This window comes from Azonexus caeni (assembly GCF_048146105.1).
GTDB classification, from domain to species: domain Bacteria; phylum Pseudomonadota; class Gammaproteobacteria; order Burkholderiales; family Rhodocyclaceae; genus Azonexus; species Azonexus aromaticus_B.
Map to the genome: position 1 here is coordinate 81283 of NZ_JBKJAD010000004.1, position 14439 is coordinate 95721.

The 14439-nt window shown below is 65.4% G+C and carries 14 protein-coding genes; 3 read left to right on the top strand and 11 right to left on the bottom strand.

Annotated elements, in window-relative coordinates:
* The first annotated feature begins 58 nt into the window (after positions 1 to 58).
* The gene (locus ACLIIZ_RS06820; protein WP_416691359.1) at positions 59 to 1054 is read left to right on the top strand and encodes a sensor domain-containing diguanylate cyclase; all 996 of its coding nucleotides are present in this window, start codon (positions 59 to 61) and stop codon (positions 1052 to 1054) included.
* A gap of 17 nt (positions 1055 to 1071) precedes the next feature.
* Here the strand turns inward: ACLIIZ_RS06820 and ACLIIZ_RS06825 are convergent, their stop codons facing one another.
* Positions 1072 to 1653, bottom strand: coding sequence for a hypothetical protein (locus ACLIIZ_RS06825; RefSeq protein WP_416691360.1), 582 nt, complete (start codon positions 1651 to 1653; stop codon positions 1072 to 1074).
* 97 nt (positions 1654 to 1750) lie between these two features.
* On the opposite strand from ACLIIZ_RS06825, the gene ACLIIZ_RS06830 reads away from it, so the two are divergent.
* The gene (locus tag ACLIIZ_RS06830) at positions 1751 to 2941 is read left to right on the top strand and encodes a CaiB/BaiF CoA transferase family protein (RefSeq protein WP_416691361.1); all 1191 of its coding nucleotides are present in this window, start codon (positions 1751 to 1753) and stop codon (positions 2939 to 2941) included.
* Between the two features lie 6 nt (positions 2942 to 2947).
* Here the strand turns inward: ACLIIZ_RS06830 and ACLIIZ_RS06835 are convergent, their stop codons facing one another.
* From ACLIIZ_RS06835 to ACLIIZ_RS06875, 9 genes are all read right to left on the bottom strand, one after another.
* Positions 2948 to 3448, bottom strand: coding sequence for a hypothetical protein (locus ACLIIZ_RS06835; RefSeq protein WP_416691362.1), 501 nt, complete (start codon positions 3446 to 3448; stop codon positions 2948 to 2950).
* Positions 3449 to 3463: 15 nt separating this feature from the next.
* Positions 3464 to 4693: a phenylacetate--CoA ligase family protein gene (locus tag ACLIIZ_RS06840; RefSeq protein WP_416691363.1), complete on the bottom strand. Its 1230-nt coding sequence runs from the start codon at positions 4691 to 4693 to the stop codon at positions 3464 to 3466.
* A gap of 1 nt (position 4694) precedes the next feature.
* A complete protein-coding gene (locus ACLIIZ_RS06845; RefSeq protein ID WP_416691364.1) occupies positions 4695 to 5009 on the bottom strand; it encodes a hypothetical protein in 315 nt (104 codons plus the stop codon).
* A gap of 20 nt (positions 5010 to 5029) precedes the next feature.
* The gene (locus ACLIIZ_RS06850; RefSeq protein WP_416691365.1) at positions 5030 to 5854 is read right to left on the bottom strand and encodes an ABC transporter ATP-binding protein; all 825 of its coding nucleotides are present in this window, start codon (positions 5852 to 5854) and stop codon (positions 5030 to 5032) included.
* A 57-nt stretch (positions 5855 to 5911) separates the two neighbouring features.
* Positions 5912 to 7231, bottom strand: a complete 1320-nt coding sequence (locus ACLIIZ_RS06855) for an ABC transporter substrate-binding protein (RefSeq protein ID WP_416691366.1) — start codon at positions 7229 to 7231, stop codon at positions 5912 to 5914.
* A 39-nt stretch (positions 7232 to 7270) separates the two neighbouring features.
* Entirely contained in the window at positions 7271 to 8347 is a 1077-nt protein-coding gene (locus ACLIIZ_RS06860; RefSeq protein WP_416691367.1) for a branched-chain amino acid ABC transporter permease, read from the bottom strand.
* A 114-nt stretch (positions 8348 to 8461) separates the two neighbouring features.
* On the bottom strand, positions 8462 to 9376 hold the full coding sequence (locus ACLIIZ_RS06865) for a branched-chain amino acid ABC transporter permease (protein ID WP_416691368.1): 915 nt from the start codon (positions 9374 to 9376) through the stop codon (positions 8462 to 8464).
* Positions 9377 to 9500: 124 nt separating this feature from the next.
* Positions 9501 to 10283: an ABC transporter ATP-binding protein gene (locus ACLIIZ_RS06870; protein ID WP_416691369.1), complete on the bottom strand. Its 783-nt coding sequence runs from the start codon at positions 10281 to 10283 to the stop codon at positions 9501 to 9503.
* Between the two features lies 1 nt (position 10284).
* The gene (locus ACLIIZ_RS06875; protein ID WP_416691370.1) at positions 10285 to 12252 is read right to left on the bottom strand and encodes an AMP-dependent synthetase/ligase; all 1968 of its coding nucleotides are present in this window, start codon (positions 12250 to 12252) and stop codon (positions 10285 to 10287) included.
* A 171-nt stretch (positions 12253 to 12423) separates the two neighbouring features.
* On the opposite strand from ACLIIZ_RS06875, the gene ACLIIZ_RS06880 reads away from it, so the two are divergent.
* The gene (locus tag ACLIIZ_RS06880; protein WP_416691371.1) at positions 12424 to 13098 is read left to right on the top strand and encodes a Crp/Fnr family transcriptional regulator; all 675 of its coding nucleotides are present in this window, start codon (positions 12424 to 12426) and stop codon (positions 13096 to 13098) included.
* Positions 13099 to 13107: 9 nt separating this feature from the next.
* Here the strand turns inward: ACLIIZ_RS06880 and ACLIIZ_RS06885 are convergent, their stop codons facing one another.
* On the bottom strand, positions 13108 to 14436 hold the full coding sequence (locus tag ACLIIZ_RS06885; protein WP_416691372.1) for a M48 family metalloprotease: 1329 nt from the start codon (positions 14434 to 14436) through the stop codon (positions 13108 to 13110).
* Positions 14437 to 14439 lie beyond the last annotated feature (3 nt).

Consider the following 14439-nt stretch of genomic DNA (forward strand, 5'->3'; position numbering starts at 1 on the left):
TCTTTTGGCATAGTCTTATACTGGCGCGCGCCCCCCATTTCCGCCCGCGCCAATCGCCATGCCTACCAAAAATCAGCTGCTGGAAATCAACGCGCTGCAGACCGCGATCATCAAGCTCGGCCCCGACCTCGGTGCCGTGCTGTCGCTGGTGGTCGACACCATCGTTCCGCTGATCGCCGCCGACGGCGCGGTCATCGAACTCGCCGAAGGCGACGAGATGGTTTACCGGGCGGCCTCCGGCATCGGCGCCGCCCACCTCGGCCTGCGCCTGCAGCGCGAAGGCAGCCTATCCGGCGCTTGCATCGCCATCGGCAAGACGCTGCGCAGCGACGACACCGACGCCGACCCGCGCGTCGACCGCGAAGCCTGCCGGCGCGTCGGCCTGCGTTCGATGCTGGTGTTGCCGTTGATTTACCGGGAACAGGCAATCGGCGTCCTGAAGGCGATGTCGATCACCCCGAAGGGCTTCAGCGCCGCCGACGAAACCCTGCTCAACCTGCTTTCGGAAAGCGTCAGTGCGGCGATGTACCACGCCACGCAACTGGGCAGCGACGATCTCTTCCATCGTGCCACCCACGACCCGCTGACCGGACTCGCCAACCGCGCCCTGTTCATGGACCGTCTGCGCAACGTCATCGCCCGCCGGCCCCGGACCACCGCACCGGCCGGCGTGCTGATGATCGACATGGACGGCCTGAAGCGCATCAACGACACCTACGGCCATCGCACCGGCGATCTGGTGATCCGCGAATTCGCCCAGCGCATCCACGCCACCGCCCGCCACTCCGACACTGTTGCCCGCCTGGGCGGCGACGAATTCGCGATCATCCTGCAACCGGTCGAGCCGATACCGCACGGCATCGAAGCGGCGGTCGACCGCCTGGAACAGCAGATCAGCCAGCCTTTTTCGGTCGACGGCCTGGCGCTGCCGCTACGCGCCAGCATCGGCGCCGCCGCCTTCCCGCACGACAGCGACGACATCGCCGCCCTCCTCGAACTGGCCGACCAACGGATGTACGCCTGCAAGAACGCCCGCTACGCCCAGGCGCACTGAGCCGAAGGGAGCGGGCGTCAGTCGCGGCGTTCGTCGTCGTATTGCCGGCGCAGCCGGTTCAGGCCCTGCTGGAAGGCCTCGGCGTCGCCGTAGTCGAAAAATTTCGGGTAATGGTCGTGCGCCGCCTTGACCCGCCGCGCATGCTTGATCGGACACCAGTACTGCTCGGTACGGGCGGCGACCTCGCGCGTATAGGCGGCGACACCGTTACCGTAGGAACAATAGAAGCAGTTGAACTTCTCGATGATGTTCAGGTAGGGCAGGTCGGCGCGGTCGAAAACGATGTAGTCGGCACGACGCACCCGGGGAATGCGATAGATCGGAAAGCAGACCGCCTGGTAAACGCTGACGAACAGGTCCATCAGCAGGAAGGGAACCCAGCCGGCGTAAATCACCGGCGCGGTCAGGATCACCAGCAGACGCGAGCGGATCAGGAAACGGAACAGCCCAGTCTTGTAGCGCCGCTGCTGGCGGGCAAATTCGTCGGCCAGATCGGCCTTGCGGCGCGCCCACTCCTCCCGCGTGTTGCGGTACTCGCCCTCGAGTTCGTCCTGTAGCGCGGCAATCCGCGCCAGCAGTTCGTCGATCCTGCTCTTCATCGCTGTCCTCCGGTCAATCCCCAATCATGCCCGAAGCCCCGCGCCCGCGCCAAACGCATGCGATACTTCGGCAAAACACAACCGACAACGGAGAATCATGGAGACAGTCAGCAACCCACCCGCCAGCGGCCCGCTGGCCGGCGTCAAGGTCGTCGAATTCGCCGGCATCGGCCCCGGCCCCTTCTGCGGCATGCTGCTCGCCGACATGGGCGCCGAAGTCACGCTGCTCGAACGCGCCGGCGGCACCTTTGCCTCGCAACTCTTCGGCGGCGGCCGCAAGGCGGTGGCCAACCGCGGCAAGAAATCGCTGTGCATCGACCTCAAGAATCCTGAAGTCCGGCCGCTGGTGCTACGCCTGATCGCCGACGCCGACGTGCTGATCGAAGGTTTCCGGCCCGGCGTCATGGAACGCCTGGGCTTCGGCCCCGACGTCTGCCTGGCGGAGAATCCGCGCCTGATCTACGGCCGCATGACCGGCTGGGGGCAGGACGGCCCGCTCGCCCCGCGCGCCGGTCACGACGCCAACTACGCGGCGATCGCCGGCGTTCTCGACAGCGGCCGGCGCCATGGCGGTGCGCCGTGGGCGCCGCCGACGCTGGTCGGCGACATGGGCGGCGGCGGCCTGGTTCTGGCCTGGGGCATCGCCTGCGCGCTGTTCGAGGCGCAGCGCAGCGGCCGCGGCCAGGTGATCGACGCCGCCATGTGCGAAGGCGCGGCGCTGCTCGGCCACGGCCTGTTCAACCTGGAAGCGCTCGGCGAATGGCAGGGCAATTGCGCGATCGATTCGAGCGCCCCGTTCTACGACGTCTATCAGTGCGCCGACGAGCTCTGGCTCAGCGTCTGCCCGCTCGAACCGCAGTTCTACGCCAGCTTCGTCGAACGGCTGGGTCTGGCCGGCGACCCCGACTTCAGCGGCGCGCAGTACGACAGCCGCCGCTGGCCGGTAATGAAGCGGCGCCTGACGGAAATCTTCCGTGCCCAGCCGCGCCGCCACTGGGAAACCCTGTTCGCCGACAGCGACGACTGCGTGTGGCCGGTGCTGGCGCTGGGCGAAGCCGCCGACCACCCGCACAACCGGGCGCGCGGTGCGTTCATCGAGCTGGCCGGGGTGCGTCAACCGGCACCGGCACCCCGCCTGTCGCGGACGCCGGGCGCCGTGCAATCGGCGCCACCGCTGCTCGGCGAACATAGCCGCGAACGGCTGGCCGCGCTCGGTCTCGACGATCAGGAAATCGAAAGACTGGCGGCGCTCGGCGCCGTCACGCTGCGGCCGTCGGCCGCCGACTGAACCGGATCAGGGATCGCAGGGGCCGAGCAGGTCGGCCTCGAGCTCGATCTCCATGCCCTTCTGCAGGGGCCGGTCGAGGAAGAGGCCGCGGTAGAGGCGGCCGGTGTTTTCCGCCTTGCGCAGGTGCGGCGTCTCCCAGTCGTCGACGCGCAGGCGGACGACGCCGACCTGCGCGTCGCGCTCGGCTTCGCCGACCGCCAGACAGGGCGTCGCCTCGACCAGGCGGACGTACTCCTGGCGCGTGTATTGTTCGCGGGTCTTGCCCGGCACCGCCGGACACTGCTGCAGCTTGCGCGTCGTCACCTCGCTGCTGACGACGGTACCGCGCAGGTAATACATCGGTTCGACCATGATCCAGCCGGCGCCGCCCTCGCGGTACACCGTGCAACTGCCCGGGCGCAGCAGCTCGGGATACTTGAACAACAGGCTGGCAGACGGACGCAGCGAGGCTTCCTCGGCTTGCAACGGCACGGCCAGCAGGGCCAGGGCGAGAGCAAGTACGCGCATTGACGGGATTCCAGGTCAGTAGACCCGTCTATCTTCAATCACCTTTCCATCGTTCGGCAAGCCCCCGGGCGCAACAAATTCGACTGAACCGCGCAATTTCGTCTGTTCGCGCAGGCTTTCCACCAATTTCCCGGCCAGGCCGTCCGGATTTGCCGCCGTTTCGCAGTGCAGGACCATGCGATCCTGGGCATCCGGGTTGTCGACCACCAGGCGCATGCGGGCGACTTCCGGAAAGCGCCGGGCGATCTCGGCAATCTGCTCGGGATGGACGAACATGCCCTTGATCTTGGTCGTCTGGTCGGCCCGGCCGAGCCAGCCGCGCAGGCGGATATTGGTCCGGCCGCAGGGCGAGATGCCGGGCAGGATCGCCGACAGATCGCCGGTGGCGAAGCGGATCAGCGGATAGTCGGTGTTGAAGCTAGTCACCACCACCTCGCCCACTTCGCCGACCGGCACCGGATCGCCGGTGCCCGGACGGACGATCTCGACCAGCAGGTCCTCCTCGACCACCATGCCGTCCGCGGCCTCGCTTTCGTAGGCGATCGCCCCGATGTCGGCGGTCGCGTAGCACTGGCGGACGGCGATCCCGCGCTCCTTCAACCAGGCGCGGGTGACGCCGGGCAGCGCTTCGCCGGAGACCAGCGCCTTCTTCAGCGAAGAAATGTCGGCGCCCAGTTCTTCGGCTTTCTCGACGATGATCCGGAGGAAGGACGGCGTGCCGACATAGCCGTCAGGCCGCAGGTCGACCATCGCCTGCACCTGCTGCTCGGTCTGCCCGACGCCGCCCGGAAAGACCGCGCAGCCGAGTTTGCGGGCGCCGCCCTCCATGAGGAAGGCGCCGGGCGTGAAGTGGTAGGAGAAGCAGTTGTGGATCAGGTCGCCGCGGCGGAAACCGGCTGCGAACAGGACGCGCGCCATGCGCCAGTGATCGACGTCGCCGCCCTGCAATTCGTAGATCGGCCCGGGCGACGCGAAAACCCGCCGCGCCTCGCCCGGCGCCAAGGCGTTCAGCCCGCCGAACGGCGGCGCCGCCTTCTGCAGTTCGATCAGGTCGCGCTTGCGCGTCAGCGGCAGGCGCGCCAGCGCCGCCCGCGTCGCACACGCCGCCGCCTCGACCCCGGCCAGCGCCTGCCGGTAATAGGCGGTACCCGAGCGGGCGTGCGCCACCTGACGTGCCAGACGGGCCATCAGGTCCGCTTCCCGGTCCTCCGGATCGCGGGTTTCGAGCGGATCGTAGAAGCTCATTTCAATTTTCTCCGTTTTGACGGTCACCGCGGAAAAGCGGTTCTGCCAGCGCCAGCGCCAGCTGCCTGTGCCAGCGCCAGCGCCAGCGCCAGCGCCAGCTGCCTGTGCCAGCGCCAGCTGCCTGTGCCTGTGCCTGTGCCTGTGCCTGTGCCTGTGCCTGTGCCTGTGCCTGTGCCTGTGCCTGTGCCTGTGCCTGTGCCTGTACCTGTGCCTGTGCCTGTACCTCTGCGCCAAGGGTTGCAAAGTAGCCCCGCAGGGCAAGGCGGAGGCCGGCGCCGTTGGCTCCTGCCAACAAGCCGGCCGACAACGCCGCCATGCGGGGCGCCCTGCAACCCTCTACGAAAGCCAGCGCTTGCGGCGTCTGTAGTGCTTGACGTCCTTGAACGACTTGCGCCCCGCCGAACTCAGGCCAAGGTAGAACTCCTTCACATCCTCGTTCGTCCGCAGCTCCTCCGCGTCGCCTTCCATCACCACCCGCCCGTTTTCCAGGATGTAGCCGAAATCGGCATAGCGCAGCGCGACCATGGTGTTCTGTTCGGCGAGCAGGAAGCTGACCTGTTCGCGGGCGTTCAGATCCTTCACGATCTCGAAGATTTCCTCGACGATCTGCGGCGCCAGGCCCATCGACGGCTCGTCGAGCAGCACCATCTCGGGATTGGCCATCAGCGCCCGGCCGATCGCGCACATCTGCTGCTCACCGCCTGAGGTGTAGCCGGCCTGCGAGGTGCGTCGCGTCTTCAGGCGCGGGAAGTAGTGGTAGACCTTTTCCAGGCTGTCCTTCAGTTCGCCGCGCGAGATGCTGCGCGTGTAGGCGCCGGTCAGCAGGTTTTCCTCGATGGTCAGGTGGCCGAAGCAATGGCGGCCTTCCATGACCTGGATGACGCCGCGCTTGACCAGTTCGTTGGGCGACAACTGGTCGATGCGCTGCCCCTTGTATTCGACCGAGCCCTTGGTCACGTCGCCGCGCTCGGCGCGCAGCAGGTTGGAAATCGCCTTCAGCGTCGTCGATTTGCCGGCGCCGTTGGCGCCCAGCAAGGCGACGATCTTGCCTTTCGGCACGGCCAGCGACACGCCCTTGAGGACCAGGATCACGTGGTCGTAGATGACCTCGATGTTGTTGATGCTCAGGTAGTTTTCAGCCGTTGCAGCTTGTGTGTTCATGTCTTCTCCCATCACGGAAGGAAGCGCCGGGCGCGGCAGCGCGCCCGGCGGCCCGGCTTATTTTTCCTTGCTGCAGTCACGCGGCGTGATGCCCTTTTCCTTGGCGTACTGCTTGGCGGACGCCTCGAAGAGCGGGTGGATCAAGCCCTTGTTGCCTTCGATCCAGTCGGACACCGGCACCCACTTGGCGCCGTCCCACTGCTGGATCTTCACCTTGCCGGAACCTTCGTGGTTGCTGCACGAGGTCTTGATGGTCGGCAGCAGGTTGGTGGCGCCCAGTGCTTTCAGGCGGGCGTCGGTGATGTCGAGGTTTTCCAGCCCCCAGGCGACCTGGGTTCCGTTCATCGCCTTGCCCTTGCCGAACTTGTCCTGCGCCTTGCGGATCGCCTCGACCGACAGCACGGCGGCGGAAACGCCGCGGTTGTAGAGGATGGTGCCGATCTTGCCCTTGTCCTGCAGGTTGCCCTTGCCGGCCCCATAAACCACCTTCTCGATGTCGGCGATCACCGGCACCTGCTTGCCGGCGACGTTCCAGGTCGCCGCCATGTAGCCCTTGGCCGCTTCGCCGGCCGGGATGACGTCTTCCTCGGAACCGGTCCACCACGAGCCGATCATCTTGTCGCGCGGGAAACCGACCTTCTGCGCCGCCTTCAGCGCCGTCTGGTTCATCACGCCCCAGCCCCAGAAGATCACGAAATCGGGCTTTTCCTGGCGGATCTTCAGCCACTGCGCGCCCTGCTCGTTGCCCGGATGGGCGACCGGAATCTGCACCAGTTCGAACTTGTTCAGGCCGGCTTCGGCGTTGAGGGCGACGATCGCTTCCTTGCCGTAGGCGGAGTCATGGTAGAGATAGACGATCTTCTTGCCGGCCAGGCTGCCGCCCAGCTTGTCCTTGACGAACTTGACGATGGCCGAGGCCTGCATCTGGTAGGTGGTGACCAGCGGGAAGGCGTAGGGGAAGACCGAGCCATCGACGGCATCTGTGCGGCCGTAACCCATCATCGCCAGCGGCAGCTTGTCCTGCGCCGACTTGTCGATCAGGGCGTAGGAAATGCCAGTCGACATGGTGTGGATCGGCCCGGCCGACTGCGCCGCTTTGCCCTTCATCCGCTCGTAGCACTCGACGCCCTTGGCGTTGTTGTACTCGGTTTCGCATTCTTCCCAGGTCAGGGTGACGCCGTTCACACCCTTGTCCTTCATGTTCACGTAGTTCAGGTAGTCGATGAAGCCACCGTAGAAGGCCTGACCGTTGGCACCGTAGGCGCCGACGCGGTAGCTCGGGATGGGGAAGAATTGTTCGGCAGAGTAGGCAGCCTGCGACAGCATGGCCAGGGAAACCGCGGCAGCGGCAACAGCGGGTTTGAAAACTTTTTTCATGTGTATGTCTCCTCCAGTGTTACGAAAAACGGCCGGTTCTCAGTGCGGGAACGGCCACAGGCGCAGCTTCTCCTTGGCGATCTGCCACAGACGGGCCAACCCGTGCGGCTCGACGATCAGGAAGAACATGATCAGCGCACCGAACACCAGAATCTGGATGTGCGACACGGTGGCGCTGGAAAACGGCAGGCCGAACAGGCCGGCGAAGAACGGCAGGGCAATGTCGAGGAAGATCGGCAGCAGCAGGATGAAGGCGGCGCCAAGGAAGGAACCGAGGATGGAGCCGACGCCACCGATGATGACCATGAACAGGATGCGGAAGGACATGTCGAGCGAGAAGCCGTCCGGTTCGACCGAACCCAGGTAGCAATACGCATAGAGCGCGCCGGCGACGCCGCAGTAGAAGGAACTGACGGCGAAGGCGAGCAGCTTGGTGCGCATCAGGCGGATGCCGATCACCGAGGCGGCGACGTCCATGTCGCGCACCGCCATCCAGGCCCGGCCAGTGGTCGAGCGGACCATGTTCTTGGCCGCCAGGGCGAGCAGAACGACGATCGCCAGGACCAGCAGGTACTTGTCGCGCGGCGTGTCGAACGCGTAGCCGAGGATCTCGATGTTCTGCGCCGAGATCACCCCGGACGACGAGTTGTTCGACAGCCAGGGGAACTTGGTCAGGCACCAGACGATGAAGAACTGCGCCGCCAGCGTCGCCACCGCCAGGTAGAAACCCTTGATGCGCAGGCTGGGCAGGCCGAACAGGATGCCGACGCCGGCCGCGGTCAGGCCGGCACAGATGAAGGAAACCAGGATCGGCATGCCCTCGACGCGCAGCTGGAAGTTGTAGGCGGCGTAGGCGCCAACCGCCATGAAGGCGGCGGTGCCCAGCGACAACTGGCCGGCGTAACCGGTCAGGATGTTGAGCCCGAGCGCGGCCAGCGAGAAGATCAGGAAGGGAATCAGGATCGCCGAGAACCAGTACTCGCTGGCGAACATCGGCACCCCGACGAAGGCGAGGGCGAGCAGCAACAGCAGGCCGATGCGGTCCTGGCGGATCGGGAACAGTTGCTGGTCGGCGGCGTAGGAGGTCTTGAATTGACCGGCTTCACGGTAAAGCATGGTTCAAACTCCGGTTTGCAGATCATGCGCCGACGCAACGAGGCGCGAGGACGCAGACAGTACGATTAGTACGGCAAGGACGAGTAACGAAGTTGCGGCAAGCATGGCTGCAAACTAGACGCGGTCGATGTGGCGTTCGCCGAACAAGCCTTCCGGCCTGACCAGCAGGAAGAGCAGCGCCAGCACGTAGGGGAACCAGCCTTCGATGCCGCCGAAGTTGCCGCCGAAAAGGTCCTGCATCACCGGCGGGATGTAGATTTCGGCGAGCTTTTCCGAAGCGCCGATGATCAGGCCGCCGACGATGGCACCCGGCACCGAGGTGAAGCCGCCGAGAATGAGCACCGGCAGCGCCTTCAATGCCGTGAAGGTGAGCGCAAACTGCACGCCGTTGCGGGCGCCCCACATCATGCCGGCGACCAGCGCGACGAAACCGGCGACGCCCCAGACGATGGCCCAGATGTGCTGCAGCGGGATGCCGATCGACAGCGCCGCCTGGTGATCGTCGGCGACGGCGCGCAGGGCGCGGCCGATGCGGGTGTACTGGAAGAACAGCGCGAGCACGGTGACCAGCACGGCGGCAACGCCGGCAGCGATCAGGTCGAACTTGGAAATGACCATGTTCCAGTTGTCGAGAATCCAGGGAATCGGCTCGTCGACGATGCCGATATCCAGGGCGCGCGGGTCGGAGCCGAAGATCATCGGCGCCAGGCCCTCGATGAAGAAGGTCAGGCCGATGGTGGCCATGAACAGCGCGATCGGCGGCTGGTTGACCAGCTTCCTGAGCACGAACTTCTCGGTGGCGATGCCGAAGGCGGTCATGATGGCGAAGGCGAGGATCACCGCCAGCCACAGCGGCGCCCCCCACTCCATGATGCCGACCACCGACAGCGCGGCGAGATAGACCATCGCCCCCTGGGCGAAGTTGAAGACGCCCGAGGCTTTGTAGATGAGGACGAAGCCGAGGGCCACCAGGGCGTACATGACACCCGAGAGCAGGCCGCCGATGAGGACTTCAAGGAAGAATTCCATGGCTTACTCCCGGAAGTCGGCGCGGGCGGTCTGACGTTGCCGGCGGGCAGCGTGCGAACGGGCAGCGACCCAGAGCAGGAGCGACAGCAGTGTCGCGGCGAATACGATTTCCATGCGTGTCTCCTCAGTGACCGGCGCCCAGATAGGCCTTGATCACGTCTTCGTTGTTCTTGACCTCGTCCGGGACGCCGTCGCCGATCTTCTTGCCGTAGTCGAGGACGACGACGCGGTCGGAGATGTCCATGACGACGCCCATGTCGTGCTCGATCAGCACGATGGTGGTGCCGAACTGGTCGTTCACGTCGAGGATGAAGCGGCACATGTCCTGTTTCTCCTCGACGTTCATGCCGGCCATCGGCTCGTCGAGGAGCAGCATCTTCGGTTCGGCGGCGAGCGCCCGGCCGAGTTCGACGCGTTTCTGCAGACCGTAGGGCAGGCGGCCGACCGGCGTCTTGCGGATGTGCTGGATTTCCAGAAAGTCGATCACCTCCTCGACCTTCTTGCGGTGTTCGAGCTCTTCCTGGCGGGCGCGGCCGAACCACAGCGCGTGCTCAAGGAAGGTCGATTTCATCTTGGTGATGCGCCCGGTCATGATGTTGTCGAGCACGCTCATGCCCTTGAACAGCGCGATGTTCTGGAAGGTGCGGGCGATGTTCTGCTGCGCCGCCATGTGCGGCTCCATCTTCCTGCGCTCGCTGCCGCGCCAGAAGACCTTGCCTTCCTGCGGGTGATAGACGCCGTTAATGACGTTGAGCATCGAGCTTTTGCCCGCACCGTTGGGGCCGATGATGGCGCGGATCTCGTGTTCGCGGACGTCGAAGGAAATGTCGGTCAGCGCCTTGACGCCGCCGAAGCGCAGCGAAATGTTCTGCAGGTCGAGGATGACCTCACCGATTTGTTTGCTCATCTCAGGCGGCCTTTCTGGCAATCGGGAAGGTCTTGCAATCGACGATGCGCAGGTCGGCGGACACCTTGCCGCGCCGTCCGTCCTCGAACTTGACCTCGGTCTCGATGAACTGGCTGTCCTTGCCGGCGTAGAGGGCGTCGATCAGCACCTTGTACTTTTCCGAGACGAAGTTGCGGCGGACCTTGCGCGTGCGGGTCAGTTCGTCGTCGTCGGGATCGAGCTCCTTGTGCAGGATCAGGAAGCGGTGAATCTGCGAATCGGCGACCATGACGTCGTGCGCCAGGCCGGCGTTCACTTCCTCGACGCATTGCTGGATCAGTTCATAGACCTGCGGCTTGGCGGCGAGGTCGGTATAGCCGGAGTAGGCAATGCCGCGCCGCTCGGCCCAGTTGCCGACGGCACCCATGTCGATGTTGATGAAGGCGGTGACCATGTCGCGGTCGGCGCCGAAGCAGACGGCTTCCTTGACGTGCTGGAAGAACTTCAGCTTGTTCTCGATGTAGTTGGGCGCGAACATCGCGCCGTTGCCGAGCTTGCCGACGTCCTTGGCGCGGTCGATGATCTTCAGGTGGCCGTCCTCGTCGAGGAAGCCGGCGTCACCGGTCATGAACCAGCCGTCGGCGTTGATCGACTCGGCGGTGGCGTCGGGGCGCTTGTAGTATTCCTTGAGCAGCATCGGCCCCTTGACCAGCACCTCGCCGTTGTCGGCGATCCGGATGTCGACGCCGGGCGCCGGCTGGCCGACCGAATCGAACTTGATCTGGCCGTCCGGCTGCAGGCAGACGTAGGCGCAGGTTTCGGTCTGACCGTAGAACTGCTTGAGGTTGATGCCGATCGAGCGGTAAAACTTGAACAATTCGGGGCCGATAGCGGCACCAGCGGTGTAGGCGACGCGTACCCGGCTGAGGCCGAGCACGTTGCGCAGCGGGCCATAGACCAGCAGGTTGCCCAGCCAGTACTGGAAGCGATCGCCGGCGGCAACCGACTTGCCGTCGAGGATGTCGGCGCCGCAGCGCTTGGCCACCGCCATGAAGTGATGGAACATCTTCTGTTTCAGCTTGCCGGCGTCCTCCATGCGGATCATCACCGAGGTCAGCAGGCTTTCGAAGACGCGCGGCGGCGCGAAATAGTAGGTGGGGCCGATCTCGCGCAGGTCGGTCATCACCGTGTCGCCGGATTCCGGACAGTTGATCGTGAAGCCGGCGACCATCGCCTGGGCGAAGGAGAACAGGTGATCGCCGACCCAGGCCATCGGCAGGTAGGACAGGATGTCGCCGTCGGCGCTCATGCGGTCCACCTCGATGCCGCCGCGCGCGGCGGCGATGAAAGCGGCGTGCGTCTGACAGACGCCCTTCGGCTTGCCCGTGGTGCCCGAGGTGTAAAGCATCACCGAGGTATCGTCGAAATGCCCCTGGGCGATTTCGGCGTCGAGGAAATCCGGGTGGTTGCGGTCATGGATGCGGCCCATTTCCATCAACTCGTGGATGTCGTGCAGGAAAGGCTGGTTGTAGTGGCGCATGCCGCGCGGGTCGTCGTAGATGACGTGTTCCAGCGTCGGCACCTGCTCGCGCACTTCGAGCATCTTGTCGACCTGTTCCTGGTCCTCGACGACGACGAAACGGATACCGGCGTCCTGCAGCACGAAGAGCATTTCGGCCGCCACCGCGTCCTGGTAAAGCGGCACCGGCACGCCACCGAGGCACTGGGCGGCGGTCATCATCATGTACAGGTGCGGCCGGTTGTCGCCGATGATCGCCAGGTTGTCGCCGCGCTTGAAACCGAGCGCTGCCAGACCGCAGGCCAGCGCGCGGACGCGGTCGGCGACGTCGGACCAGGTCCAGGTTTGCCAGATGCCGAGGTATTTCTCGCGCATCGCCGGCGCTTGCGGCCGGGTCGTCGCATGATGCATGAGCAGCCGCGGGAAGGTGTGCAGACCATCCGGCGCGGCGTGTTTCGCCTGCGTGGGCATAAATTGTCTCCTCCGCCGCGACTCATCGTTCGCGGTCATGTGTCATTAGGTTCATTGTGGCGCCGGCTTTCTTACACCAGTCTTGCAGACGCCGCCTTTTCCTGACCTGCGGGCCAGTGTAAGCACAGGCGCGGCGTACAATTGTCGTCTGGCAGACAATCCGGATAAAAAATGAAGAACGCTGAGGAATTGCTGCGGCGCTCCCAGTGGGGACAGGCGCTGAGTGAGGAGGAGATGCAGCGCGCGCTGGCCGGCACCGTCGAACGCAGCTTCACGGCCGGCGCCTTCATCTGCATGAAGGGCGAGGCGGTCACGCACTGGATGGGCATCGTCGACGGGCTGGGCAAGATGGCCAGCCACTGGACCTCGGGCAAGACCACGTCGCTGACCGGCATCAGCAGCGGCGCCTGGTTCGGCGAAGGCTCGCTGCTCAAGGAGGAACCGCGCCGCTACGACGTCATGGCGATCCGCGACACCCGCGTCGCCTTCATGAGCCGCGGCACCTTCCTGTGGCTGCTCGACCACAGCATCGCCTTCAACCGCTTCATGATCACCCAGTTGAACGAACGCCTCGGCCAGTTCATCGGCATGATGGAAAACGAGCGCATGCTCGACATCGACACCCGCATCGCCCGCGTCCTGGCGGCGCTGTTCAACCCGGTGCTCTACCCCGGCACCAACCGCCTGCTGCAGATTTCCCAGGAAGAACTCGGCTACCTCGCCGGCGTCTCCCGGCAACGGGCCAACCAGGGCCTCAAGGTGCTTGAGGAAGCTGGCCTGGTGCGCAGCGAATACGGCGGCATCAATGTCATCGACCTCGACGGCCTGCGCAGTTTCGGCGAGTAAGCGCTCACCCTACTTGGCGTAGCCCCAGCCCTTGAGCCGGCTGTAGGCGTATTCGGCGGCCTTGCCCTGACGGTTGTTGCGCAGGTAGCCGGCGTACTGCTGCGCCGCTTCCTGGCGCTTGCCCATGCCTTCCAGCGCCACCCCCTTGAGGAAGCCGATGCCGGCATCGCCCGGCAGCAGCCGGTCGTAACGGTCGAGTCCGGCGTAAGCGGCGGCCGGGTCCTTGAGGCCGAGCGCCAGCACGCCGACCAGCTTGTGCGCCTGCGCTTCCTGCGGATAGATCGCCTTCGCCGATTCGGCGTAGCCCAGCGCGTCGCGGTCGCGATCCTGCGCCTGCAGGCATTGCGCCATCAGCAGGTTGGCCGGATAGTCGCGCGGTGTTTTCTTCAGGGCCTCGCGGAACTGCCCTTCGGCCTTGCCGTACTGTTTGTCGGCCATCGCCACCTCGCCCTTCTGGCAGGATTCGATGGTCGGCTTGATGCGGCGCAGCGACGCCGTGTTGTCCATGAAGCGCTCGCGCCCGGGGTCGCGCTTCAGGCTCGCCGCATACTTGCCCTCGGCCAGCCGACGCGCAGTGTCGCGCCGCTCGACGTTCATCGGATGGGTCGAGAACATGGTCTGCAGCAGGCCCGGCGCTTCCTTCTGCTGGTCGACCAGCAACTGGTGCAGGCCGGTCATGCCGCTTGCCGGATAGCCGGCGCGCACCATGTATTCCTGGCCCAGGGCGTCGGCCTCGCGCTCGTTGTCGCGCGAATAGCTGGAGAGCAGCGCGCTGGCGCCAAGCTGGCCGCCGACCGCGACCAGCCCGCCCCACTCGGTGGACGAGGCGGCGATGCTGGCCCCGGCCACCGCCACCTGGGCGACCATCGCCTGCCCCTGGCGTTGCGCCGCGTGCCGCGCATTGACGTGGCCCAGTTCGTGGCCGAGCAACGCGCCCAGTTCGGCTTCGTTCTGCAGATCGACCATGATCCCGCGCGTCACCCCCATCGCCCCACCGGGAAAGGTGTAGGCATTGACGTGGTTGGCGTTGAGCACGCGGTAGGAGTACGGCATCTGCGGCCGGTGCGTCAGCTTGTCCATGCGCTCGCCGACCGAACTCAGGTAGCGATTGACCTCGCCGTCCTGGACCGGCCCCATGTCCTGCGAGAACTGCTGCGGCGCCACCTGCTTGTCCACCGCCTTTTCGTCGTCCTCGCTCATGCCAACCAGGATCGACTTGCCGCCAACCGGCGACTGCGCACAGCCGGACAACGCCGCCGCGCCGAACAACCAGAGCAGTTGGCGGCGGTTGAGGCGGTTGCGCTGCAGCGCGGCACTCAGGGAATCGTGATCGTTCATGGC

Excerpts from the sequence above, each read along its gene's own strand:
- ACLIIZ_RS06870 (WP_416691369.1), bottom strand. The coding sequence starts at position 10,283 with ATGAGCAAACAAATCGGTGAGGTCATCCTCGACCTGCAGAACATTTCG.
- ACLIIZ_RS06845 (WP_416691364.1), bottom strand. The coding sequence starts at position 5,009 with ATGGCGGCGTTGTCGGCCGGCTTGTTGGCAGGAGCCAACGGCGCCGGC.
- ACLIIZ_RS06880 (WP_416691371.1), top strand. The coding sequence starts at position 12,424 with ATGAAGAACGCTGAGGAATTGCTGCGGCGCTCCCAGTGGGGACAGGCG.
- ACLIIZ_RS06850 (WP_416691365.1), bottom strand. The coding sequence starts at position 5,854 with ATGAACACACAAGCTGCAACGGCTGAAAACTACCTGAGCATCAACAAC.
- ACLIIZ_RS06825 (WP_416691360.1), bottom strand. The coding sequence starts at position 1,653 with ATGAAGAGCAGGATCGACGAACTGCTGGCGCGGATTGCCGCGCTACAG.
- ACLIIZ_RS06835 (WP_416691362.1), bottom strand. The coding sequence starts at position 3,448 with ATGCGCGTACTTGCTCTCGCCCTGGCCCTGCTGGCCGTGCCGTTGCAA.
- ACLIIZ_RS06875 (WP_416691370.1), bottom strand. The coding sequence starts at position 12,252 with ATGCCCACGCAGGCGAAACACGCCGCGCCGGATGGTCTGCACACCTTC.
- ACLIIZ_RS06860 (WP_416691367.1), bottom strand. The coding sequence starts at position 8,347 with ATGCTTTACCGTGAAGCCGGTCAATTCAAGACCTCCTACGCCGCCGAC.
- ACLIIZ_RS06830 (WP_416691361.1), top strand. The coding sequence starts at position 1,751 with ATGGAGACAGTCAGCAACCCACCCGCCAGCGGCCCGCTGGCCGGCGTC.
- ACLIIZ_RS06865 (WP_416691368.1), bottom strand. The coding sequence starts at position 9,376 with ATGGAATTCTTCCTTGAAGTCCTCATCGGCGGCCTGCTCTCGGGTGTC.
- ACLIIZ_RS06840 (WP_416691363.1), bottom strand. The coding sequence starts at position 4,693 with ATGAGCTTCTACGATCCGCTCGAAACCCGCGATCCGGAGGACCGGGAA.
- ACLIIZ_RS06820 (WP_416691359.1), top strand. The coding sequence starts at position 59 with ATGCCTACCAAAAATCAGCTGCTGGAAATCAACGCGCTGCAGACCGCG.
- ACLIIZ_RS06885 (WP_416691372.1), bottom strand. The coding sequence starts at position 14,436 with ATGAACGATCACGATTCCCTGAGTGCCGCGCTGCAGCGCAACCGCCTC.
- ACLIIZ_RS06855 (WP_416691366.1), bottom strand. The coding sequence starts at position 7,231 with ATGAAAAAAGTTTTCAAACCCGCTGTTGCCGCTGCCGCGGTTTCCCTG.